Origin of the sequence: Pseudoduganella sp. LjRoot289 (genome assembly GCF_964252925.1) — a bacterium.
Lineage (GTDB): Bacteria > Pseudomonadota > Gammaproteobacteria > Burkholderiales > Burkholderiaceae_D > Rugamonas.
The window spans coordinates 2,784,263-2,807,660 of record NZ_CAXUPN020000001.1 but is presented as its reverse complement, the minus strand read 5'-3'; the positions used below and the strand labels follow the sequence as shown (position 1 = coordinate 2,807,660).

15 protein-coding genes and 1 tRNA gene are annotated in these 23,398 nt (G+C 62.8%); 10 read left to right on the top strand and 6 right to left on the bottom strand.

What is annotated here, in order from left to right:
• Positions 1–37: 37 nt before the first annotated feature.
• On the bottom strand, positions 38–505 hold the full coding sequence (locus ACSQ8Y_RS11690) for a hypothetical protein (RefSeq protein WP_436266635.1): 468 nt from the start codon (positions 503–505) through the stop codon (positions 38–40).
• A 162-nt stretch (positions 506–667) separates the two neighbouring features.
• Complete coding sequence (locus tag ACSQ8Y_RS11685; RefSeq protein ID WP_436266634.1) at positions 668–1,195, bottom strand: GNAT family N-acetyltransferase; 528 nt, start codon at positions 1,193–1,195, stop codon at positions 668–670.
• Between the two features lie 114 nt (positions 1,196–1,309).
• On the opposite strand from ACSQ8Y_RS11685, the gene ACSQ8Y_RS11680 reads away from it, so the two are divergent.
• Positions 1,310–2,725 carry a M20/M25/M40 family metallo-hydrolase gene (locus ACSQ8Y_RS11680; RefSeq protein ID WP_436266633.1) on the top strand — a complete coding sequence of 472 codons (1,416 nt, stop codon included), beginning with the start codon at positions 1,310–1,312 and terminating at the stop codon, positions 2,723–2,725.
• A 13-nt stretch (positions 2,726–2,738) separates the two neighbouring features.
• Here the strand turns inward: ACSQ8Y_RS11680 and ACSQ8Y_RS11675 are convergent, their stop codons facing one another.
• A complete protein-coding gene (locus ACSQ8Y_RS11675; protein WP_436266632.1) occupies positions 2,739–3,599 on the bottom strand; it encodes an MBL fold metallo-hydrolase in 861 nt (286 codons plus the stop codon).
• 89 nt (positions 3,600–3,688) lie between these two features.
• Here ACSQ8Y_RS11675 and ACSQ8Y_RS11670 point away from each other — a divergent pair, with 89 nt between their 5' ends.
• Together ACSQ8Y_RS11670 and ACSQ8Y_RS11665 are read left to right on the top strand one after the other, a co-directional pair.
• Positions 3,689–5,608: a TonB-dependent receptor plug domain-containing protein gene (locus ACSQ8Y_RS11670; protein ID WP_436266631.1), complete on the top strand. Its 1,920-nt coding sequence runs from the start codon at positions 3,689–3,691 to the stop codon at positions 5,606–5,608.
• 61 nt (positions 5,609–5,669) lie between these two features.
• Positions 5,670–6,923, top strand: coding sequence for a voltage-gated chloride channel family protein (locus ACSQ8Y_RS11665; protein ID WP_436269805.1), 1,254 nt, complete (start codon positions 5,670–5,672; stop codon positions 6,921–6,923).
• On the opposite strand, the gene ACSQ8Y_RS11660 is transcribed toward ACSQ8Y_RS11665, so the two are convergent.
• Both ACSQ8Y_RS11660 and ACSQ8Y_RS11655 read right to left on the bottom strand, forming a co-directional pair.
• On the bottom strand, positions 6,924–7,814 hold the full coding sequence (locus tag ACSQ8Y_RS11660; protein ID WP_436266630.1) for a DUF72 domain-containing protein: 891 nt from the start codon (positions 7,812–7,814) through the stop codon (positions 6,924–6,926). It abuts the gene before it with no gap.
• 102 nt (positions 7,815–7,916) lie between these two features.
• Positions 7,917–8,120 (bottom strand): hypothetical protein, encoded by a 204-nt coding sequence (locus ACSQ8Y_RS11655; RefSeq protein WP_436266629.1) that lies wholly within the window; start codon positions 8,118–8,120, stop codon positions 7,917–7,919.
• Positions 8,121–8,644: 524 nt separating this feature from the next.
• On the opposite strand from ACSQ8Y_RS11655, the gene ACSQ8Y_RS11650 reads away from it, so the two are divergent.
• The 3 genes from ACSQ8Y_RS11650 to ACSQ8Y_RS11640 all read left to right on the top strand — a co-directional run bounded on the left by ACSQ8Y_RS11650 (position 8,645) and on the right by ACSQ8Y_RS11640 (position 16,384).
• On the top strand, positions 8,645–10,174 hold the full coding sequence (locus tag ACSQ8Y_RS11650; RefSeq protein WP_436266628.1) for a pectate lyase family protein: 1,530 nt from the start codon (positions 8,645–8,647) through the stop codon (positions 10,172–10,174).
• A gap of 1,728 nt (positions 10,175–11,902) precedes the next feature.
• Positions 11,903–13,378: an ATPase domain-containing protein gene (locus ACSQ8Y_RS11645; RefSeq protein ID WP_436266627.1), complete on the top strand. Its 1,476-nt coding sequence runs from the start codon at positions 11,903–11,905 to the stop codon at positions 13,376–13,378.
• Positions 13,379–13,384: 6 nt separating this feature from the next.
• Entirely contained in the window at positions 13,385–16,384 is a 3,000-nt protein-coding gene (locus tag ACSQ8Y_RS11640) for an EAL domain-containing protein (RefSeq protein WP_436266626.1), read from the top strand.
• 151 nt (positions 16,385–16,535) lie between these two features.
• Here ACSQ8Y_RS11640 and ACSQ8Y_RS11635 read toward each other — a convergent pair.
• A tRNA-Leu gene (locus ACSQ8Y_RS11635) sits at positions 16,536–16,620 on the bottom strand.
• A gap of 230 nt (positions 16,621–16,850) precedes the next feature.
• Between ACSQ8Y_RS11635 and ACSQ8Y_RS11630 the strand changes: the two genes are divergently transcribed.
• The 4 genes from ACSQ8Y_RS11630 (at position 16,851) to ACSQ8Y_RS11615 (ending at position 23,391) form a co-directional block, all read left to right on the top strand.
• The gene (locus ACSQ8Y_RS11630) at positions 16,851–18,479 is read left to right on the top strand and encodes a diguanylate cyclase domain-containing protein (protein WP_436266625.1); all 1,629 of its coding nucleotides are present in this window, start codon (positions 16,851–16,853) and stop codon (positions 18,477–18,479) included.
• Positions 18,480–18,592: 113 nt separating this feature from the next.
• On the top strand, positions 18,593–19,432 hold the full coding sequence (locus ACSQ8Y_RS11625) for a hypothetical protein (RefSeq protein ID WP_436266624.1): 840 nt from the start codon (positions 18,593–18,595) through the stop codon (positions 19,430–19,432).
• Positions 19,433–19,466: 34 nt separating this feature from the next.
• Positions 19,467–21,704, top strand: a complete 2,238-nt coding sequence (locus tag ACSQ8Y_RS11620; protein WP_436266623.1) for a penicillin acylase family protein — start codon at positions 19,467–19,469, stop codon at positions 21,702–21,704.
• 79 nt (positions 21,705–21,783) lie between these two features.
• Positions 21,784–23,391 carry a hypothetical protein gene (locus ACSQ8Y_RS11615; RefSeq protein ID WP_436266622.1) on the top strand — a complete coding sequence of 536 codons (1,608 nt, stop codon included), beginning with the start codon at positions 21,784–21,786 and terminating at the stop codon, positions 23,389–23,391.
• Positions 23,392–23,398 lie beyond the last annotated feature (7 nt).

Sequence of the window (23,398 nt, the reverse complement as noted above, 5' to 3'; positions counted from 1 at the left end):
GCGAGGGCGTCAGGCCGTTGAGGAGGGCTGGCGGGGATTAGCGGTAGCCGTGACCGTGGCCCCGGCCGTGGCCGTGCCCGCGGTCATGGTAGTAGCCGTCGCCATGGCGGTAGTCGCGATAGTAGTAAGGGCGGGCCGGTTCCACGTAGACCACGGCAGGCTCCTGGTAATAGCGCGGCGCAGGGGCGTAGTAGACCGGCTGCGGGGCAGCGTAGTACACCGGCTGCGGCGCAGGCTCGTAATACACCGGGGCCGGCGCGTAGACGCGGGTCGACACATATGTGCCGCCGCCGTGGTGGCGGCCGGTGCTCAGGCTATTTCCGACCGCCGCGCCAACCAGGCCGCCGACCACCGCGCCGCCCGAGCCGTTCTGGCTGCCGATGGCCGCGCCGATGACGGCGCCGGCGGCGGTGTTGAAGTCACGGTCGCCCGCGGCCATGGCGGAAGACGAGGCGGCAACGGTGGCCAGCACTGCAACCGCGCCCAGGAATTTTTTGATCAGCATGGTGTTCCCCTCTGCTCGGCCCGGACCGGGATGGTCGTGTCGCCGTCGTATGGGTGTCACTATAGTCCGGTCCGCCGCGCGCACGGAACGAATATACACATTCTTACAAAGCGGACGGGTATGTAACAACGGGCATGTAAGCACGGCCGACGGCGCCGCCGCTCACCTGCCGCGCTCCCACTCCGGGCGCAGCAGGCTGTAGATCCTGACATCCTGATAACGTCCGTTGATGAAGAAGGCCTGCCGCAGCGTGCCTTCCTCGCTGAAGCCGCATTTTTGCGCGATGCGCACCGAACCGGCGTTCGCGGGCGCCATCAGCAGCTCCAGCCGGTGCCAGACATGCACTTTAAACAGGTAATCGACTAGCAGTTGCGTCGCTTCGCTCATGTAGCCGCGCCCGGCGAGCGCCGGTTCGAGCAGGCGGTAGCCGATTTCCCGGCTGGTCGGCGTGCGGCTCTTGAAATGCGTGATGACGCCGACGATGTGGTGCGACTGGTCCTCCACCACGAACAACTCGCTGTCCTCGGTGACGAATCCGTTCTGCATGAATTCCTTGCGCATGGTTTCGGGCGACTTGAACTGCGACGAAAAGTAATCGCCGCGCGAGGGCAGGTCGTTGGCCAGCGCGATGAAGGTATTCAGGTCTGCGGTGAGCAGGTGGCGCACCGTGCACAATTGTCCTTTAAGCATGGCTGCTTCCGGAAGAAGGTGGAACGCCTAGTTTAAGGCCAAAAACTGCTGCGCAACGTTATTAAATACGTTATCGTTTGCGTCCTTATTGTTAACCCGAACCATAGGACCCGCATGAAAACCGTTTTGACCGTTTTGATGAGCTGCATGCTGAGCGCCGGCGCGATCGCCGCCCCAGCCAACGACCCCGCCACCCTGGGGCAAATCCGCGACGCAGCGATGAAAAGTGACTACGCCTACGAACGCCTGGCCGACATGACGGACCTGATCGGCCCGCGCCTGTCCGGTTCCCCCGGCGCGGCGGCGGCCGTGCAGCAGGTGGCCGAGGCGATGCGCAAGCTGGGCGCCACCGTCACGCTGCAGCCGGTGAAAGTGCCGCACTGGGTGCGCGGCGCCGAGACGGCCGAGCTGGTGGACTATGCGGGCCGCCCGGCCGGCTTGAGCCAGCGCGTGGTGCTGACCGCGCTGGGCGGATCGAGCGCCACGCCCGCCGCCGGCCTCACCGCGCCGGTGGTCGTGGTGCGCGATTTCGATGAATTGAAAGTGCGCGCGGCCGAGGTCAAGAACGCCATCGTGCTGTTCGACGTGAAGTTCGACCAGGAAATGGCCGACCGCGGCTTGGCCGGCCCGGCCTACGGCCACGGTTCCAATTTCCGCACCAACGGCCCGAAAGTGGCCTCGCAGATGGGCGCCGCAGCGGTACTGGTGCGCTCGGTGGGCGGCGCGGACTACCGTATCGCCCACACCGGTGCGACCGCCCTGACGGCGGCCGACCGCATTCCGGCGGCCGCCGTGACGGCCGAAGACGCGATGCTGATCAGCCGCCTGTCGAAGCGCGGTCCGGTCAAGATGCGCTTGACGCTGACGCCGCAAAACCTGCCCGACGCGGACAGCTTCAACGTCATCGCCGACCTGCCCGGCACCGACAAGGCGGACGAGATCGTAATCGTTTCCGGCCACCTCGATTCGTGGGACCTGGCCACCGGCGCCCATGACGACGGCACCGGCGTGGCCGGCGCCATGGGCGTGCTGCAGACGCTGAAGGCGCTGAACCTGAAGCCGCGCCGCACCATCCGCATGATCGCGTGGATGAACGAGGAGAACGGCACGCGCGGCGGCAGCGCCTACCACGACGCCAACAAGGGCAATATCGTGAAGCAGTTCGCGGCGATGGAAAGCGACAGCGGCGGCGGCCGGCCGTTCGGCATCATGGGCAGTATCGAGCCGAAGGCGGAGAAGTACTTCGCGCCGGTGCAGGCGGCGCTGCAGCCTATGGGCGCTGGCGTGTTCACGCGGCGCGACCACGTCGGCGCGGCCGACCTGTACTTGCTGGAGAAGGACGGCGTGCCGCTGTTCCAGCCGCACGTGGACACCGCCAGCTACTTCCACTACCACCACACGCCGGCCGACACGCTGGACAAGGTGGATCCGGAAAACCTGCGCCGCCACGTGGCGGTGATGTCCACGCTGTCCTGGTTCCTGGCCAATATGGAGCAGCCGCTGGGGCGCGCCCCGGTGATCGAGAAATAAAGGAAGCGAAAGCTTAGATGGCGTTCAGCGGTATCTTCAGGTAGCGCACGCCGTTGTCTTCCGGCTCGGGCAGGTGGCCGGCGCTGATGTTGACCTGGATGGCAGGCAGGATCAGCACCGGCATCTGCAGCGTCGCGTCGCGCGCGGTGCGCATGTCGACAAATTCCCGCTCGCCGACGCCGTCGCGGATATGGATGTTGGCGGCGCGCTGTTCGGCCACCGTCACTTCCCAGCGCGCCTCGCGCTGGGCCGGCGGATAGTCGTGGCACATGAACAGCCGCGTTTCCGGCGGCAGCGCCAGCAGGCGCTGCACCGATTTGTACAGCGTGCTCGCGCTCCCTCCGGGGAAGTCGCAGCGCGCCGTGCCCACGTCGGGCATGAACATGGTATCGCCGACGAAGACCGCGTCGCCCACCTGGTAGGCGATGTCGGCCGGCGTGTGGCCCGGCACGTGCAGCGCCCGCGCCTGCAGGGCGCCGATGCGGAACTCCTCGTCCGCCGCGAACAGGTGGTCGAAGCGGGAGCCATCCAGGTTGTGGCCGTCCTTGCAGTTGTAGACGTGCGAGAAGGCGTTCTGCACGGTGCGGATTTCAGCGCCGATGGCGATGGGCCCGCCCAGTTCCTGTTGCAGATAAGACGCGCCGGACAAGTGGTCGGCATGCGCGTGCGTCTCCAGCAGCCATGCCGTGCGCAGGCCGTGCGCGCGCACGAAGTCGACCACCAGGTCGGCCGAGCGGGTGGACGTGCGGCCGGACTTCGGATCATAATCGAGCACCGAATCGATGACGGCGCAGTCGCCGCCGTCGGCGTCGTACACGACGTAGGTGACGGTGGACGTGGCGGCGTCGAAGAAAGCTTGAATTTGTGGCGTCATGTCGCGCATTATATAAAAAAAACGCATATCGCAAGCATTCTTAAAGCGGGTATGATTGTAGACAATGTTTCAATCGCGGGAGTGTGCTTATGGCCTTGAAAAGCTGTTTCACCGGTGCAGTGCTTGGCCTGCAGACCCTCTCCGCCCTGGCAACCGTTGTTCAGGACAAGTTCGCCAGCATGTCGCTGGAAGAACTTGGCAGTATCCGCATCACCTCCGTTTCCAAACGCGAAGAAAGCGTGGCCGATGCGCCTGCCGCCGTCTACGTCATTTCTTCCGGCGACATACGCCGTTCCGGCGCCGCCAGCCTGGTTGAAGCCCTGCGTCTGGCTCCCAATCTGCAAGTGATGCAAATTAGCAGCGGTGGCTACACCGTGACCGCGCGCGGCTTTGCCGGCGACAGGAACAAGCTGCTGGTGCTGGTCGACGGCCGCTCGGTGTACACGCCGCTGTTCGCCGGCGTGTTCTGGGACGCGCAGGACGTGCCGCTGGACGACATCGAACGCATCGAAGTGGTGAGCGGGCCGGGCGGCACCTTGTGGGGAACCAACGCCGTCAATGGCGTCATCAACGTCATCACCAAGAGCGCCGCCGCGACTCAGGGGGGACGCGTGGCGGCCGGCGCAGGCAACCAGCGCTCCGATGCGACCGTGCGCTATGGCGGCGCACTCGGCGAGAACGGCGCCTATCGCGTGTACGGAAAAAGCTTCGTCATGCGCAATACCGAGACGGCCAACGGAACAGAACTGGACGACGCCCGCCACAAGACGCAGGCCGGCTTGCGCGCGGACTGGAAGGCGGGCGACGACAGGTTCACCGCGCAGGGGGATGTCTACCGTGCGCGCGGCGGGCAGCCCCAGCCTGGCAACGTTGTCACGGGCACGGTGGTCCCGCTGGGTAATGTGGTGACCGGCGGCGGCAACCTGCTGGCGCGCTGGACGCGGCAGCTCGACGCGGGCGGCAGCGTCAGCGTGCAAGCCTATTACGACCGCACCGAACGCGAGATTCCGCCCTTTGTCAGCGAGAAGCTGGACATACTCGACCTGCAGGCGCAGTACACGCCGGCGCCCGTCGGACGCCACGCGCTGGCAATCGGGGGCCAGTACCGCCATGCGCGCGACCGGCTCGAGAACAGCGTCTACTTCGGCTTCCTGCCCGCCAGACAGAATGCGAATTGGACCAGCTTGTTCGCGCAGGACGACATCACGCTGACCGATACGCTGCGCCTCACGCTGGGCCTGCGCGCCGAGCGCAACGACTACACCGGCAATGAGTTTCTGCCCAATGCGCGCCTGGCATGGAAGGCGACGCCGGAGAGCTTGCTGTGGGCTGCGGCGTCGCGCACGGTGCGCGCGCCGTCGCGCCAGGACCGCGATCCGGTGGTGCCCGGCGTGCCGCCGTTCCTGCTGATAGGCGGTCCGAATTTCCAGTCCGAGACGGCGCGCGTATTCGAAGTGGGCTATCGCGGCAAGGCCGGCGAGCGCTTGCTGTATTCGGTGAACCTGTACCGCGCCTTGTACGATAAGCTGCGCACGCAAGAGCAGGTTCCGGGCAAGCGTCAATTTTTCTACGCCAACAACATGATGGCTGCCACGCGCGGCGTGGAGGCGTGGGCCAGCTGGCAGGCCACGCAGGCCTGGCGCGTGAGCGCCGCCGTGTATGCGCAGCACCAGGACTCCTGGCTCAAGCCGGGCATCAGGGACTTCGGCAGGGCCTTGCAGCGCATGGATGCCGATCCGGCGTACACGGCCTCGCTACGTTCCAGCTGGCAGCTGGCGGATACGCGCGAGTTCGACGTGGCGGTGCGCCGTGTGGCCAGCGCCTCCAACCCGGACGTGCCGGCCTACACCGCCGCCGACATGCGCTATGCGTGGAGGCTGCGCCCGGGACTGGAATTGTCGCTGACGGGCGCCAACCTGTTCGGCGGCGGCCATGGCGAAGTGACCGACGTGCGCAACCGCACCCAGGTCGGGCGCGCGGTCGCGGCAGAACTGGTGGCCTGGTTCTGACGGCGAAGGCGGTGGCCGGCTTGCCGGGCTGCCATTCCTTTGCTACGATGGCCCGACTTTGATACCACCTTATTATCTACAGCCCCTCCTGCGGCCCTACGCCTATCTCGCCAAATGGACCGTCATCGCCAGCCTGGTTGCGGCGCTGGCAGGTTCGGCGTCGGCATTCTTCCTGTACGCGCTGGACACGGCCACGGCGTGGCGCCAGGCGCATCCCGCCATCGTCTGGCTGCTGCCGCTGGCCGGTTTCGCGGTCGGCTGGATTTACCTGCGCTTCGGCCGCGGGGTCGAAGCGGGCAACAACCTGCTGATCGACGAAATCCACGACCCCAAGCAAGTGGTCCCGCTGCGTCTCGCGCCGCTGGTGCTGGGCGGGACCATCGTGTCGCATCTGTTCGGCGCCTCGGTGGGCCGTGAAGGCACGGCGGTGCAGATGGGCGGCGCGCTGGCCGACCAGCTCACCCACGTGTTCCGCCTGCGCCATGAGGACCGCCGCATCCTGCTGATGGCGGGCATCAGCGCCGGTTTCGCATCCGTGTTCGGCACGCCGCTGGCCGGCGCCATTTTCGGCCTGGAAGTGCTGGCCGTAGGCCGCATGCGCTACGACGCCATCTTCCCCTGCATGCTGGCGGCCATCGTCGCAGACCAGGCGGGCCTGGCGTGGGGCGTGCAGCACACGCACTATGCGCTGGGTGCGCAAGGGCTGGCCGGCACCCCGGTCACCGCCTTGGCGTTGCTGGCGGTGATGGCGGCCGGCGTCGTTTTCGGCCTGGCCGGCATGCTGTTCGCCAAGGCCACGCACGCGGCCGGCGCGTTCATGAAGCGGCGCATCGGCTACGCGCCGTTGCGGCCCTTGCTGGGCGGCGCCGTGATCGCGCTGGCCGTGTGGGCCATCGGCACCGAGCGCTACATCGGCCTCGGCATTCCCGTGATCGCGGACGCGTTCCGGCAGCCGCTGGCGCCATGGGACTGGTTTGGCAAGTTCGCCTTCACGGTGGCCTCGCTGGGCAGCGGTTTCAAAGGCGGGGAAGTGACGCCGCTGTTCTATATCGGCGCCACGCTGGGCAACGCGCTTGCGCCGCTGCTGCATTTGCCGTTCTCGCTGCTGGCGGGGCTGGGCTTCGTCGCGGTGTTCGCCGGCGCGGCCAACACGCCGATCGCCTCCACCGTCATGGCGATCGAACTGTTCGGCCCTGAAATCGCGCCTTACGCGGCGCTGGCCTGCGTGGTGAGCTATCTGTTCTCCGGCCACACCGGCATCTACCATGCGCAGCGCCGTCACCACGCGAAGACCGGAAGACCCGGCGGCGGCTAGTCAGATATCGGCCAGGCCGTCTTCCAATCCCAGCCTGGCGATCAGCTTGCGCGCATCGAACGGCGCCTTGACCTTGATGTCGTTATCGAAGTAGCAGTACACGTCGCGGCTGGCGCGCCTGGGCGGGAGCGTGGGCGAGGCCAGCCTGGCGTCCGATGGCTGGCCACCTTTGCTCCATGCCTTGATGCGGGCGGCCCAGCGGTCCAGCGCGGCGTCCGAATAGCCGCTGGCGTACAACTCCTCCTCGCCGTGCAGGCGGATGTAGATGAAGTCCGCCGTCACATCCTCGTAGTCCGGCCATTTGCCCGCCGTGTCCGCCACCACCAGCGCCACCTTGTACTTGCGCAGCAGCTTGATGAAGGCCGGATCGCCGAAGCTTGCGTGCCGTATCTCCATGGCGTGGCGCAGCGGGCGTCTGGCGTCGATATCGAGCGCGGCCCGGCCCGCCATCTTCGCGTCGTGCTTGCGGGCCAGGGCTTGCGCCGCCTCTGTGTCATGCGGCAGCAGCGAGAGGAAGTGCTCGACGCGCTCGGCGTCGAAGCTGAAATTGGGCGGCAACTGCCACAGGAAAGGCCCGAGCTTTTCGCGCAGATTGAATACGCCCGACGCCAGCACATTGGCCAGCGGCGTTTCGATATCCTTCAGCCTGCGCGTGTGCGTGATGTAGCGGTTGCCCTTGTGGCTGAAGATAAAGCCGGGCGGGGTGGCATCATGCCAGGCGGTGTAGCTGGCGGGCCGCTGCAGCGAATAAAACGAACCGTTCAGTTCGATGGTCGGCAGCGCCCGCGAGGCGAATTCCAGCTCGCGGCCCTGTGCCAGGGCGTGCGGATAGAACACGCCGCGCCACGGCGCGTAACGCCAACCGGAAATGCCGATGAATATTTTGCCCATGACCGAGTATAGCCAGCGGCTGCCGGCCAGGGCGCATGTCAGTGAGTCGGGGGACGCCGGCCTGTCTCGAACAGGCCGGACTTGGATCCTGCCAGCGTTCGATCAGTTGCCTGGGATCGCCGCTGCGACCTGTTGTACCACCAGCGCGTCGCGCTTGCAGTTGTTGCTCGTTTTGGCACCGTTGTCGATGCCTGCAATTACATTCGTACACGCGCTGTTGGCGCGTTGAGCGTGGCTCGGCGCCATCAATCCGTTCAGTACGTAGAAGAAATAAAACGCAATTGCCGAGATAGTAAATGTTTTCATTTTGACTCTACCCGTTGCAGTGTAGAAAAATTCTAACACATCAGTACGGTGGCTCGCTTGAATTGTGTGCAGATTTCGTGCTCTTGTAACAATTCTGATGCGGTCTCGCAACAGAAAATCGTTATATTTTCTACATCGCAAGTTTTCTAAATGATAACCCAAATACAGTGTAGGACAATTCTCACAAAATGTAATATGCAATTAAGTCTCGGGAAATTTCGCTTTCTATCCAGAAATTTTGGCGCTCTCGGCGAGGGAGGCCAGCTTGTCGGCGCGGGAGCCGTCCGGCTCCCCTGGCTGGGTGTGTTGGCGGTTTGCAATGATGATCTATTCTAAAGTGTGGCGGCCTGACCACATCCCACATCCGGTTGACCGATTCTGGCTCTGCTGATCTATACTGCACTGGTTTAATTGGCCTGACCAAATAGAAAATTGACTAGACCACATTAACGTTGTTCATGTGGCATCGTCAAATTGGACTGACCAAAAAAACACCCAACCAATCCATCTTGGAGACTATGAGAATGATAAAAAAACAAATATGCCAGGCGCTGTGCGTCGCTGTGGCGGTGCTGTCCGGGGCCAACGCCAGCGCGCAGATTTCCTCGCTCGGCGCGACCGGCTGGGCCGCTACCGGCACCAACAACCTGGGCGGGACGGGCACCACCGGCGGCGACGGCGCTACCGCCGCCAAGACCTACACCGTCAGCACGCGTGCCGGCCTGATCCAGGCCCTGTACGGCAACACCGCCACCATCAAGACCAACGGCGCTTTCAGCGGAACGCTGGACACCAGCAAAAAGATCATCTACATCTCGGGCACCATCAGCCTGAACCAGAACGCGGCCGGCACTGAACTGACGGCCGACGACTATGTGACCTACGCCAACGCCAACAGCACCACCTGCGCCGCGTATGGCTACACCACCTTCAGCCAGATCTGGAACGACTACCTGGCCGCCTACAAGCCGCCTTACGCCAACGTACCGCCGTCGAGCGATCCGGTCGAAGCGGCGCGCGCCTGCGCCAGCAACCAGATGAAGAAAAACGTGGTCCTGACCGTGCCGTCGAACACGTCGATCATCGGCAACGGCGCGACCGCCAAGATCATCCACGGCACCCTCATGCTCAGCGGTACGGGCTCGACCGCGCCAGTCGACAACATCGTCGTCCGCAACGTCGCCTTCGAAGACGCGTTCGACTTCTTCACCGCCTGGGATCCGACCGACTCGGGCGGGCGCTGGAATTCGAACTACGACACCATGTCTATCCAGTACGCGACCCATGTCTGGATCGACCACTGCACCTTCTCCGACGGCGCGCGCACCGACGACCAGTTCCCGTCCGTGTGGGCGGCCCCGTACGACGGCGAGCTCTATCATGTGCAGCACCATGACGGCCTGCTCGACATCACCAAGTCGGCCAACCTGATCACCGTGTCGTACAACCACCTGCACGACCACGACAAGGCCATGCTGATGGGCGGCACCGATACGGCCAGCCTGACGGCGGAAAATCCGGGCGTGCTGAAAACGACCTTCCACCACAACTACTTCCAGAACCTGGTGCAGCGCAAGCCGCGCGTACGCTACGGCATGGTCCACCTCTACAACAACTACTTCGCCGGCAGCAACAGCGTGACGCTCTACAACTGGATGGTGGGCCTGACGTCGGGCCAGGGTTCGAAGCTGTATGCCGAGAACAATGTGTTCGACATCACCGGCGGCGCATCGGCAGGCGACACGATAGGCGCGTCGGTCACGTCCGGCAGCGCGCTGAGCAATTGCGCGGCCCTGTCCGGCATGAGCACGGCGCGCTGCTCGCCGTATATCTTCGACAGCGGCAATCTGCTCAACGGCGTGTCCGTCAACCTCAGTTCGACCGCCAAGAGCGCCAATTCGCTGGTGAACATCTCCAGCACGCCATGGCCGTCGGCCGCCAGCCCGGCCTCCACGCCGTCGGCCACGCCATCCAGCTACTATGGCTATTCGGTGGACGCGACCACCGATATGGCGGTCTCCGTACCGGCTACCGCAGGTGTCGGCAAGCTGTAAATTTTGTAGGAAGCGCCACCGAGAGGGTGGCGTTTGCGGTCTGCCGCGCGCTAGCTCGCGTGGCAGGCCTGCGGTGCCGTGCAGCCTATGCGGTCTTTGGCAAGGCTGCTGAGCGTAATTGTCACGTTTTTCGCACGGAATCCGCCGATGTTTTGATATTTATCAAGCATCCCGTTGGTTCATGGAAAGAAGCAACCTTTCTGATTGTCTCTGTTGCGTCGCACAAATATACTTTAGCTACGTTTTCATCTGATACTAAGGCGAAAAAATGCGAGCTCAAAGACAATTAATGCTGCGGTCGCAAATGATAGAAGTCGCGAAGGTGTACGAGCTTATGCTTGGCATCCCGGACGCGATTGCATACCTGGAGAGGAACGGATACTCCGCCGAATGTGCGCAAGCACTTCTGGCCGGGGACGAGCAGGATTGGTCTTGTCCTGCTTGCAAGAACCCAGCGGGAACGAGCGAGCGGACCGAGGGCCACGCCTGCCGCGATGGCTCGCCGCGGTAGTCGAATCCGGTTCACGCGACTGGCAAAAGGACTGTCAAGCTGATGGTATGCGATGACGGCCTGGTGGCCGCGGATTTTCATCACGCCATTCATGGTTTTACTCCACCGCACCGGTAACATCGTTCGCTTATTCTTTCCTTTTCTGGTTAAATCTATTGGCAATTCTTACTTTTTAATTAGTCTAATTTTTATTTCGAGTAGGAATTATGTGCAATAGGAAAATATTAGTTCGCAGCCCATTTATTTTTGCCTGACGCTCGGTGCTGCGAGTGTGCAGGCTTCTTCGGAAAAGACTGAAATTAGAAGCTTTTCAGTACAGTTGATCGATACCGATACCGATACCGATGTCGGGGATGGTATCGTCCCTGCGCTGACCTTGAACACCCCGTGATGTGTTTCGCTTCGACGGCGTGTGCAGCCCGCGGAAGTGGCATTCGCCATGGACCGGGAGGGCGGCGGCTGGGCGCGCGGCACCGCGTTGACGTTCGGTTATGGCGGGGCGTATCAACACTTCTCTGACGAGCTGCGGTCGGTGGGGACCCCGGCCCTCAACACGTCAACCGGCGTGCTCTATGGGGAGTTCCTCAGTGATGCTTCTTGAACCTGTGACTGCTGAAATACCGCGGGCTGAGCCCGACGCCAATACTTGCATAATGAAATCATGGCAGGCGTACATGCCCTCTTGGCACACTGCCATGCCCATCAAAAATGGGAATATCGCTCATGCTCATTCTTGTAACACCACGAACCTTGATCATCAATCCAACATGGGGAACCGACGGTCTGACATGGCGCGCAAGTGCTTTCTAAATTGGAAGCTTTCATATTTGGAGCGATCAATGTTGCATGATAGCAACGGGTAAGCTATTTTCCTCTGGCAAAAAATAATATGCACACAAAGCAATTACTTTTTTGTTAAAAACAGTGTACCTTGTAGGTGCTCAGCCAGCCAAAAATCCCCGCTGTAAGTTCTGAGCCATATCGATTCGATTGTCGCCTCATTCCCGCGACAGCATGATAACGCAGCCGATTAAGAACGATTATAAATATTGAATTATTAGAACTGCAGCGTCGCGTTGCATATGTTAAACATTTATCAATTTTATTCTCGTTGAGACGGCATGTTTCTTACTGAAAAGTTGCGCGCCCCGAGAATCCAATTACGCCATTCGGAATGGGTGCGCAGCCATATCTTCAAATGAAGTGAAGGAAATAGCATGCATACCAATGTTCCGACCGCGCGGATTTCAACGGGCGTTCCTGGCTGCGATGACATCTTTGGTGGCGGATTAATTGCAGGTCACTCATATTTGCTTGCCGGAACGCCTGGCGCAGGAAAAACAATTTTTTCTTTGCAGTGGTTGCGCGATGGATTGCGTCGCGGAGAAAAATGTATGTACATCACATTATGTGAACCCGGCGATTCGATCGTCAAAAATGTAGCCGCGTTTGGTTGGAATATGAACGAGGTCGATATCGTCGACCTTTCGCCCAACGGTGAAGCGCTCGGGGAGAATTTGGGCGATTACCATATGTTTCCGCCCAGCGAAGTCGAGAGTGTGCCGGTCTGGAATGCGATCTACCAGGCGGTTCGTGCGGCATCGCCTCATCGGCTGGTGATCGACTCAGTTACGCAACTCCGTTATCTTGCGACTGATGAGTATCAGTTCCGTAAAAATATTCTTGGCCTGGTTAACTTTCTGGACAAGGCGAACATCACTTCCTTCCTCGTCTTTGAGCCTACGGAGATGGACCGGGATACATCCGTGGCACTTGCGGCCGATGGCGTCATCCGTCTGCGTTTTGAGATTTCGCCGGCCTTGGCGGTCGGATTGCGCAGCATTCAAGTCGATAAGATGCGCGGTTCGGAATTCATGTCGGGACGGCACCCGTTTCGCATCTCTCAGGGTGGATTCAGTGTGTTCCCGCATCGCATTGAAGGTGCCGGCTTGCGTCCCCCTGGCGAAAGTATTTTCTCGTCCGGCATCGAGGCGATGGACGCGCTGCTTGGCGGAGGACTAGAGTCCGGAACGACCACGCTGCTCACTGGCCCCACCGGGACGGGGAAAAGCACCCTGGGCACCCAATTTCTGGCGCATCACGCCGCTACCGGCCGCGCAATCTTGTTCACCTTCGAAGAGCCTCCCAGTTTTATTATTGCCCGCAGTCGAGGACTGGGCACGCCCGTCGATACGATCGTGGATTCGGGAATGCTGAAGATCATCCGGATTAATCCGCTGGAACTATATCCTGATGAGTTTCTGGCGATGGTCCGCCACGCAGTGGAAGTCGACGGGTGCACCATGGTGATGATCGACAGCCTGCGCGGGTATCAGTTCGCAATGGAGGAGTTCGGCAAGCCGCAGGCCCACATCCATAATCTTGTCAGCTATCTGTCCCGCCTGGGCGTTACCACCATTTTAATCAATGAAGTCGAACACATCACCAGTACCAGTTTAAAGGCGACCGATCTGGGTGTCAGCCACTTGGCCGATAACATCGTGCTGCTGCGCTATGCGGAATACGCGGGAAAAGTCATCAAGATTGTCGGCTGCCTCAAGAAACGGGTAGGCAATTTCGAGCCTGAGCTGAGACAAATCCGGGTCGATGAATCCGGAATCCATGTCAGCGAGAAGTTGGAACACCTGCGTGGCATTCTCACTGGAATTCCAGCATCCACTAAAGACATGTAGGCTGCCATGAATCGTTTTCCCCAAGTAGCAGTGATCGGTCTGCTGATCGAAAATCGGCCGGACGAGCAACTGCTCGCCGAACTTTTGCGCCAGACCGGCTATTCAGTTGTCGTATTGACTCCGGCCGGCCTTGAGAGAGCTGAGCCTGCGGCATCATTGATCATCGTTGACGAATCATCGGCGCGCCGGCACCATGTTCAGTTGTCAGCGCTGCGGCAGCTGCAGCGGCCATTGTATGTGCCGATGCTGTTGGCGTTGCCGGGAAAGGCGCGCGCGACGGCATGGCTGCGCGCGGGATTCGACGATGTCCTGCGGCTTCCCCTTCGAAAGGATGACTTGTTGGCCAGGCTGGAAGCGTTTCTGCGCCTCCGACAGCATTCGGAAGACATGCTCATCGAAAGCACGCAGCGCTTTCACGCGACGTTTGACCTGGCGCCGGTCGGTATCGTGCACATGGCGCTGGACGGGCAATTTTTGCTATTCAATACGCAATTTCGCGACATGCTCGGCTACGGCGACGATGAGATTTCTGGCTTGACGATCCACCAGATAGCCCACCCGGACGAAGGTGCCGATTTTGAACCAACCATCGCCCGCCTGCTCGCCGGACCTGAAGCCTTTTCACATCGTTGCGACATGCGATATCGCTGCCGGGATGGCGATTTTATCTGGACATCCGTGGCCATCTCATTGGTACGTGATGGCCGGCAAAATCCCTTGCACCTGATCGCGGTCATCGAAAACATAACAGCGCGCAAGCAAATGGAACATGCACTGCGGCAGTCGGAACGCTTCATGAAATCGACGATCGACGCGTTGTCACAGCACATCTGCGTGACCGATGAGGATGGGATTATCCTGACGGTGAACAAGGCATGGCAGGAGTTCGCACTGGCGCATGGCGTCCTGCTGGGTGCCGCATGGGAAAAGAAGAACTACCTTGCCATACATGAACAGGCGAGCGACATGGGGGCGCACGATGCGGGCGTATTATCGGTCGGCCTGAGAGAGGTGGCGCGCGGCCTGCGCGACGAGTTCAACATGGGGTATCGATGCAATTCGTCTACCGCGCAACGCTGGTTTACCGTGAGGGTAACGCGGTTTCCAGCGGGGGGAGCCACGCGCCTGGTCATCGCACGCGAAGACGTTACGCAAACCAGGCAAGCGGAAGACGAACTGCAATATCTGGCCCACCACGACAAACTGACCGGTTTGCCTAACCGTTCCCTCCTGCAGGACCGGCTGCGCCAGGCGATAGTCCACGCGGACCGCTACGGGTATCGGGTGTGGGTGATCTTCATCGATCTTGACCGCTTCAAACTGGTTAACGACACGCTTGGCCACAAGGCGGGCGACTGCCTTCTCAATACGATCGCGGCGCGGCTGCAACTGGTATTGCGCGGATCCGATACGGCGGCGCGTTTCGGCGGTGACGAGTTCGTGTTGATCCTGTCCGAGCATTTCGAGGAAGGCCTGACACCGAGTATCTTGCATCGTGTCATGTCCACTGTTGCCGAGCCGGTCGTCGTCGAGGAGCAGCAATTCTTCTTGTCGTGCAGCATGGGAGTCGCAGTTTATCCGAACGATGCTGCGGATCCGGAGACCCTGGTTGACCATGCGGATAGAGCGATGTACCGGGCCAAGGCGCTTGGCCGCAACACCTATCAGTTTTACGCGCCAGCGATGAACGAATTTGCCTTGGAGCGCCTACGGCTGGAAAAGCATTTGCGCAATGCGCTTGAACGCAACGAATTCATACTTCATTACCAGCCGCAGGTGGACTTGACGACAGGCGAGATCGTCGGCATGGAGGCGCTGATTCGATGGCAGCATCCAGAGCTTGGCATGGTTTCGCCCGACCAATTCATCGGACTCGCGGAGGAAACAGGATTGATCGTGCCGATCGGTGCTTGGGTGATGCGAACCGCATGTGCGCAAAACAAGGCGTGGCAGCGCTCCGGCTTGGGGAATTTCCGCATCGCCGTAAATTTGTCGGCGCGGCAGTTTTCCCAGGAAAACCTGGTGGAGTCGGTTGCTTCCATACTTGCGGAAACCGGGCTTGCCCCCCAGCATTTGGATATCGAGATCACCGAATCGGTCGTCATGACCGATGTGGAGGAGGCAGTCGACACCCTGAACGCGTTCAAGGCGCTTGGTGTACAGCTGTCTATTGATGACTTTGGCACCGGCTATTCGAGCCTGTCGTATCTGCAGCGTTTCCCTATCGACGTGCTCAAGATCGACCGCTCCTTCGTGGGTGATATCACCGAGAGTGCCGACAAAGGGGCGATCGCGAATGCGATCATCGCCATGGCGCACAACCTGGGCATCAGCGTGATTGCAGAGGGCGTCGAAACGGAAGCCCAATGCGACATGCTCAGCCAGAACTTGTGCGATGAGATTCAGGGATATTGGTTTTCCAGGCCGGTTGCGGCCGACGCGATCGAAACCATGCTGCAAGAGAAAAAAACGCTGCCCGCCAATCTTTTGCGCCTGCGTACACCGCAACGCACGCTGCTGATCGTGGACGACGAAGAGAATATTGGATTAGCGTTGAAACGCGCCTTGCGTTCCACGGGTATCAGGATACTCATGGCAAGGAGCGGCCGGGAAGTCCTGGAACTGTTGGCCGAACACCGGGTCGACGTGATCCTGGCGGATCAGCGCATGCCAGGTATGACGGGTGTGGAGTTTCTGCGTACGGCCAAGCAAAAATATCCGGACGCGATGCGTATTATATTGTCCGGATACACCGAGCTACAGTCGATCACCGATGCAGTCAACGCAGGCGCCGTTTACCGGTTTTTAACCAAACCGTGGGAAGACGATCAGTTGCGCAAACATCTGGAAGAAGCGTTCGAACACAAGGAAATGGCGGACGAGAACCGTCGGCTGAATGTCATCGTGCAGACAGCGAACAAGGATCTGGCGGCAAGCAATCGCCAGCTCCGGAATATGGTGGCACAGAAGCAAGGTGCGGGTGGACAGCTGCTGGCAACCGGATAAGCCGTGACGCGCGAATAGCCGGATTTGTTGCTGGTACACGACCTGACGCTCTCCAATGTGCGCCTGCAGAGCCGGTTTAATACAGCAAAAAACCCGCTACACCATGAGGCGCGCGGGTCTTGAGTTGGCATGTCGTTGTGATACGGCAATTTGGTGCTCCGAGCCGGAATCGAACCGGCACGCCTTGCGGCGGGAGATTTTAAGTCTCCAGTGTCTACCAATTTCACCATCGGAGCCATGCAGCCCGGCATTATGCCATGTCTGAAACATAACCACCAGAGCCGGATGCTTGCCGTGCGTCGTTGCCGCGGCGCAACGAGGTGCGCGAATAGATATTCCGCACGGAAATATCCTTTATAATCGCCCCATGTCCACCGGCGCCTCACCAACGCGCTGACGACCGTAGCAGGCCCAACCTCCGCCGATATGTTGTTTTGAGCGCCCACGGCGCACTTACGGAGGTCATATGCGGCCCGTTCTACACTTCTTCCTCAGTTTCAAATTCAAGATCACCATGCTGGTCACGGCCACCGTGCTGATTTCCGCCATCGGTGTGGGCGGGGTGTCGTTGCTGATCGCCGAGGCCGGCATGCGCGAGTCGATCGCGCAACAGGAGCAGGCGCTGCTGGCGAGCGCGGCGGCCTATGTGGACCGCGACATCGTGGCCAAGCGGCAGATGCTGAAATCGCTTACGGAGCAGGTGCTCGTCAGTGCCGTCAGCCTGGACCAGATGCAGACCCTGCTGGAAGCGCACACCACGCTGCGCGAGGAGTTCTCCAACGTGACGGCTTTCGACATGCGCGGCAACCTTGTTGCCAGCCTGCGCGACCGCCGCGCCATCGGCACGCTCAATATCTCCACCCGCAAGCATTTCGTCGACACGCTGCGCACCCGGGAAGGCTTGGTGACAGCGCCGTTCAGGAGCTCGCTGAGCGGCAAACCCATCGTTGCGCTGACGCAGCCGCTGATCAATGCCAAGGGCGAAATGGTCGGCTTGCTGGTCGGCGCCATCGAACTGCTGCGGCCGTCGTTCTCGGCGCGGCTGGACATGCTGCGCGCCGAAGCGGGCGGCTATATCTTCATCGTCAGTAACGAGGGCACCTTCATCCACCACCCGAACAAGGGGCTGCTGCTGACCCAGGGCGACGGCGGCGCCGGCTCGCTGGTCGACGCGGTATTAAGCACCCCCGAGGGCTGGACCGACCAGTTGCTCGACGATGGCCAGCGCACGCTGCTGGCCCACCAGCGCCTGCGTGAAGCGGACTGGACCATCGCGGTGTCGTATCCTATCCGCAGCGCCTTCGCGCCCATGGCCGACGTGCGTGTGCGTGCGCTCGGTGCGTGCGCCCTGGTGACCCTGCTGGCCGGCGTGTTCGGCTGGCTGTTGACCAAGGTGATGCTGGTGCCTTTGCTGCGCCTGCACGGCAACGTGGTCGCCATCGAGCGTGGCGCCGCCGACATCAAGGTCTTCGACGTGGACGGCGAAGATGAGTTCGGCCAGTTGAGCCGGGCTTTCTTCTCGCTGTCCCAGCGCCGCGAGCGGGCCGAGCAGGACCTGCACCGCCTCGCCACCACCGATGCGCTGACCGGTATCAACAACCGCCGCATGTTCGACGAGTTCTTCCCGCGCGCGCTGGCGCGCGCCCACCGCAGCGGCCAGCAGGTCGGCATGGCTTTCCTGGACATCGACCATTTCAAGGCCATCAACGACCTGCACGGCCACGCCGCCGGCGACGCGGTGCTGGTCGAGTTCGCTCGGCGGCTGACGCAGGCGGTGCGCTACACCGACACCGTGGCGCGGCTGGCGGGGGACGAATTCGTCATCGTGTTCGAGCAACTGCCGTCCGGCGCGGAAATGAATCTGCTGGGCAGTAAAATCATCGACGCCATGCGCGCGCCCTTCGTCATCGGCACCACGTCGCTGGCGGTCAGCACCAGCATCGGCATCGCGCTTACCACCGAGCATCCGGTCGCGGCCGACGACGTGATCCGGGCCGCCGACCAGGCGCTGTACGGCGTCAAGGCGGCGGGCCGCAATGGCTTTGCTGTCAACTCTGTGGGCGCGGAGCGGGTGGTGCGCGTGCGCCGGGCCTGACGGCGGCGCCGGCATCTTGGGTTGGACCCGCAATTGGTGTAGCATGCTGGACGGCGATGGGGCAGGGTGCGCGCATGCGCGCCGGCCGCGCCCGCTTTTTCCAGGAATACCGAATGCAAATCCAAATCAATGACATGCTGCGCAGCTATATCGACCCGCTCACCGAGGCCGAGTACACTGCGCTTGAACGTTCCATCCTGGCCGAGGGCTGCCGCGATGCGCTGGTGCTGTGGAATGACGTGCTGGTCGACGGCCACAACCGTTATTCCATCTGCCAGCGCCACAGCATCCCCTTCAAGGTGATCCAGAACGAGTCCTTCCACAGCATGGAGGACGTGATGCTGTGGATGATAGACAACCACCTGGGCCGGCGCAGCGTGTCCGACTTCCAGCGCGGCGTGCTGGCGCTGCGCAAGAAGGACATCATGGATGCCCGCAGCGCCGAGCTGGCCGCCAAGGCCGCCGCCGAGGACGCGAGCATCGCCCCGCCGGAGCCGGACGACAGCCCGGCGCCGGCCAAGGTGCGCACCTCGCGCGAGGACATCGCCCGCGCTGCCCGCCTGAGCAGCAACACCATCTCGCAGATCGAAAAAATACAGAAGACGGCCGCGCCCGAGCTGGTGGAGGCGGTGCGCGCCGGCACCATTTCGATCAACGCCGCCGCGACCGTGGCCTCGCTGCCGGAAGCCGAGCAGGTGGCGGCGGTGGCCGGCGGCAAGAAGCTGCTGCAGCAGGCCGCCAAGGAAATCCGCGAACAGCGCGCCGCGTTGCGCCCGGCCAAGGAGGCAAAGGGCGGCGAGCAGGGTGAGCAGGGCGGGGAGGGCGGCCAGGCGATGAGCGAAGTCGAACAGCTGCGCGCCGAGGTGGCGCAGCTGAAGGACCGCGTGTCCAGGCTGCGCAATGAAAATGCCGAACTGCGCGAGCGCATCGCACAACTGGTCGACGCTTCCTGACCAAGCCTATCGCTATTCCCCCGGAGTGTGCCGTATGTCGAGATTGAATTCCCTGCTGGCGGCCGCCTGCGCCGTGCCGCTGAGCGTCGCCGCCGCGGCCGCGCCTGCCGTTCCCGTCCTCACCGCCATGCCAGCCAAGGATGGCAAGGAGGCCAGGGCGGCCAGGGCGGAGGCGGCGCGCCTGAGGGCGCTGGCGCAGCGCGTGACCATCGCGCGCGACAAGTGGGGCATTCCGCACGTCGACGGAAAAACGGACGCGGACGCGGTCTTCGGCCTGCTGTACGCGCAGGCGGAGGACGATTTCCACCGGGTGGAACTGAACTTCATCAACGCCATGGGACGGCTGGCCGAGGTCAAGGGCGAAGCCGAGCTGTACCGCGATTTGCGCATGAAGCTGTTCGTCCGTCCCGAGGGCTTGAAAACCCAGTACGCGGCCAGCCCGGCCTGGCTGAAAAAGCTGATGAACGCCTGGGCGGACGGCCTGAACTACTACCTGCAAACGCACCCGGACGTCCAGCCGCAGCTGATCACCCGTTTCGAGCCGTGGATGGCCCTCAGCTTCAGCGAAGGCAGCATAGGCGGCGACATCGAATCGGTCGACCTGAAGGAGCTGGAGCGCTTCTACGGCAAGCGCGCGCTGGTCCCCGTGGCCGCGGCAGGCAGCGACCTGGACCATGAGCCCAGCGGCTCTAACGGCTTCGCCATCGCGCCCGCCATCAGCAAGTCCGGGCACGCGCTGCTGATGATCAATCCGCATACCTCCTTCTATTTCAGGCCCGAGGTGCAGGTGAGCAGCGCGCAGGGACTGAACGCCTACGGCGCCGTGACCTGGGGCCAGTTCTTCGTCTACCAGGGCTTCAATGACCGCCTGGGCTGGATGCACACCTCCGGCGGCGGCGACGTGATCGACGAATACCTGGAAACGGTCACCGAGCGGGACGGCAAGTTCTTCTACCGCTACGGCAGCGAGGAGCGCGTGCTGAAGGCGGTGGCCATACGCCTGCCGTACAAGACCGCCACCGGCATGGCCGAGAAAACCGTCACCGCCTATTTCAGCCATCGCGGCCCGGTGGTGCGCGGGCTGGACGGCAAGTGGGTGTCCGTGCGCCTGATGAACGAGCCCTTGAAGGCCCTGCAGCAGTCGTGGCTGCGCACCAAGGCGCGCAATTACGCCGAGTTCTACAAGGCCATGGAATTGCGCACCAACTCGTCCAACAATACCGTGTACGCCGATGCGGACGGCAATATCGCTTACTTCCACGGCAATTTCATCCCCGTGCGCGACCCGCGCTTCGACTACCGCAAGCCGGTCGACGGCAGCGACCCGGCCACCGACTGGCAGGGGCTGCACGCAGTGAAGGACACCATCCAGCTGTTCAACCCGAAAAACGGCTGGATTCAGAACACCAACAGCACGCCGTTTACGGCGGCCGGCGCCTACAGCCCGAAGGCGTCCGACTATCCGGCCTATATGGCGGCGCAGCCCGAAAACGCGCGCGGCATCCACGCCGTGCGGGTGCTGGAGAACCGGAAGGACTTTACCCTGGAGAGCCTGATCGCGGCCGCCTACGACACGCAGCTCACCGCCTTCGAGCCGCTGCTGCCGCGGTTGTTCGCGGCCTGGGAAGAGCTGCCGGATGGTGACGGCCTGAAGGCCGGGCTGTCGCCGCAGATCCATGCGCTGCGGCGCTGGGACATGCGCTACGCGCTGGAGTCGGTGCAGACCTCGCTGGCCGTCTTCTGGCTGCAGGACCTGGCCAAGATCTTCGGTCCGGCCGCCAAGGCGAAGCAGATGCCGGTGCTGGACTACATCGCCACCCAGTTGGCGCCGCAGGAGCGCCTGTTCGCGCTGGCGCGCGCGTCGGCCAAATTGAAAGAAGACTTCGGAAGCTGGCAAACCCCGTGGGGCGAAATCAACCGCTTCCAGCGCCTGACCGGCGACGTGGTCCAGCCCTTCGACGACAGCAAGCCCAGCATCCCCGTGCCTTACGCGTCGGGCAACTGGGGCGCGCTGGCGGCCTACGGCATGACGTCCGCGCCCGGCACCAAGCGCATCTACGGCGAGCGCGGCAACAGCTTCGTCGCGGCGGTCGAGTTTGGCAAGCGGGTGCGCGCCAAGAGCATCCTGGCCGGCGGCCAGAGCGGCGACCCGGCCTCGCCCCATTTCATGGACCAGGCCGAGATGTATGCGCGCGGCGAGTTCAAGGACGTGCTGTTCTACAAGGAAGATCTCGAGCGCAACCTCGAACGCCGATACCACCCCGGCGAATAGGCAATTCAGCGGCCTTGTTTGACGCAGATCATGGCCGCCCGTCCTTGACGGCACATGCTGTGGCGTATGGAGGTGCGCCATGGCTGATGTGGAAAAACGCGACGGGGCGGCGCGGCCCGTGCAGATACGGGATTTCATTTTCGTGCGCGAGCTGGCGGAAGTGTATTTGCTGCTCGACTTCATTTCCGGGCGCTGGGACAAGGCCATCGAACCCGGCGTCCAGGCGCTGATCAAGGACATCTGCGAAATCGGCTGGCCGCCCGAGGACAATGATCTCCCCCAGGCCAGCCAGGCGGCCATCCTGCTGCACGCGAAGGACATGCTGAACGCGGCCGCCAAGCCCGCCAGCGGCGCCACCGTCGCCTTCACCTTGCTGGTGGTGGGCGAGGACGATCCGCGCCAGCCCAAAATGTGGGGCCGGCATGCCGACCGGCGCGGCGGGAGAGGGGCGGGCCCGGCGCGCCGGGGCGGCGGGAGGGGCGACGCCGGGGAAGGCGGGACCGCGGCCGGCTTCGCCGCTGAGGCGGGCGCCGGCGTGCGCGCTGCCGGGCCAGTTCCGCGAGGCTTGGGCGGGCCTTCCGGCCCCGGCGGGCTGGCCGATGCTGGCGGCGCTGCCGGCGGTGCAGGCGCGGCGGGCCACGGCGGCGCTGCGGGCCATGACGGCAGCGGCAGCGGCAACGGCTGGCCCGGCTGCCGTTCCGGCGGCAATGGCGACTTGATCAACCCGGGCGGCGGCTTCACGCGTCCGCCCACCCGCATGTCGCTGGCGCGCACCGCCTTTCCCGGCCTGATCGGCCCTGCCGGCAAGTTCAGCCGCGGCATCTGGCGCATCGTCGTCGGGCTGGTGCTGTGGCTGGTGTTCACCTGTCTGCTGTCCTGGAACGTCACGGCCGGCAATGTGATCCTGACCCACATGGATGCGCTGCGCACCCAGCAGCGCGACATGACGGTGCGCATTTCGGATGCCGAGACCAAGCTGGCGGCGGACGAACTGGCGCGCCAGTTGAAGGGCGCCCCCAATCCGGCCAACGTGCCGGCGCCGCCGCTGCCGCTGGTGGTCTACTGCGATCCGGCCCGCGCGCCGCAACTGGACGACACCCCGCTGGCGCAGCGCTACCGCAGCGTGGACGAATACCACCTGTGCCAGCAGGACGCGCGGCAGGACCGCGAACGGGCCACCACCCGGCGCAACCTGGCGGCCTGGCTGCAACCGTGGAAGGCGCTGTACTACACGGCGACCTATTTCCTTGACCCCATCCCCGAGCCGCCGCCCCGGCCCGGCCGCAGCCCCCGCCGCAGCGGCGACGAGGAAACCGCGCGCATCCTGACGCTGGTGCTGGGCAGCGCGGTGCTGCCGCTGTGCTACGGCATTCTGGGCGCCGGCGCGGCGGTGGTGCGCGACTTGTGGCGCAAAATGCGCGAAAGCATGCTGTCGCCGCGCGACTATTCGCTGGCGTTGGGCCAGCTGGCCCTGGGCGCGACGATAGGCGCATGCATCGGCCTGTTTGTGAACGCTTCCGGCACCGGCGGGACGGGCGCCGAGCAGGCGCTGGCAGGCGCCTGGACCCTGAGCGGTTCGGCGCTGTCTTTCATCGCTGGCTTCGGCGTGGAAGGCGTGTTCCAGGCCATGGAGAGTTTCGTCCGGCGCGTGTTCAACGTGCCGGACCCGATCCAGCCCAGGCCTTAGCGGCGGC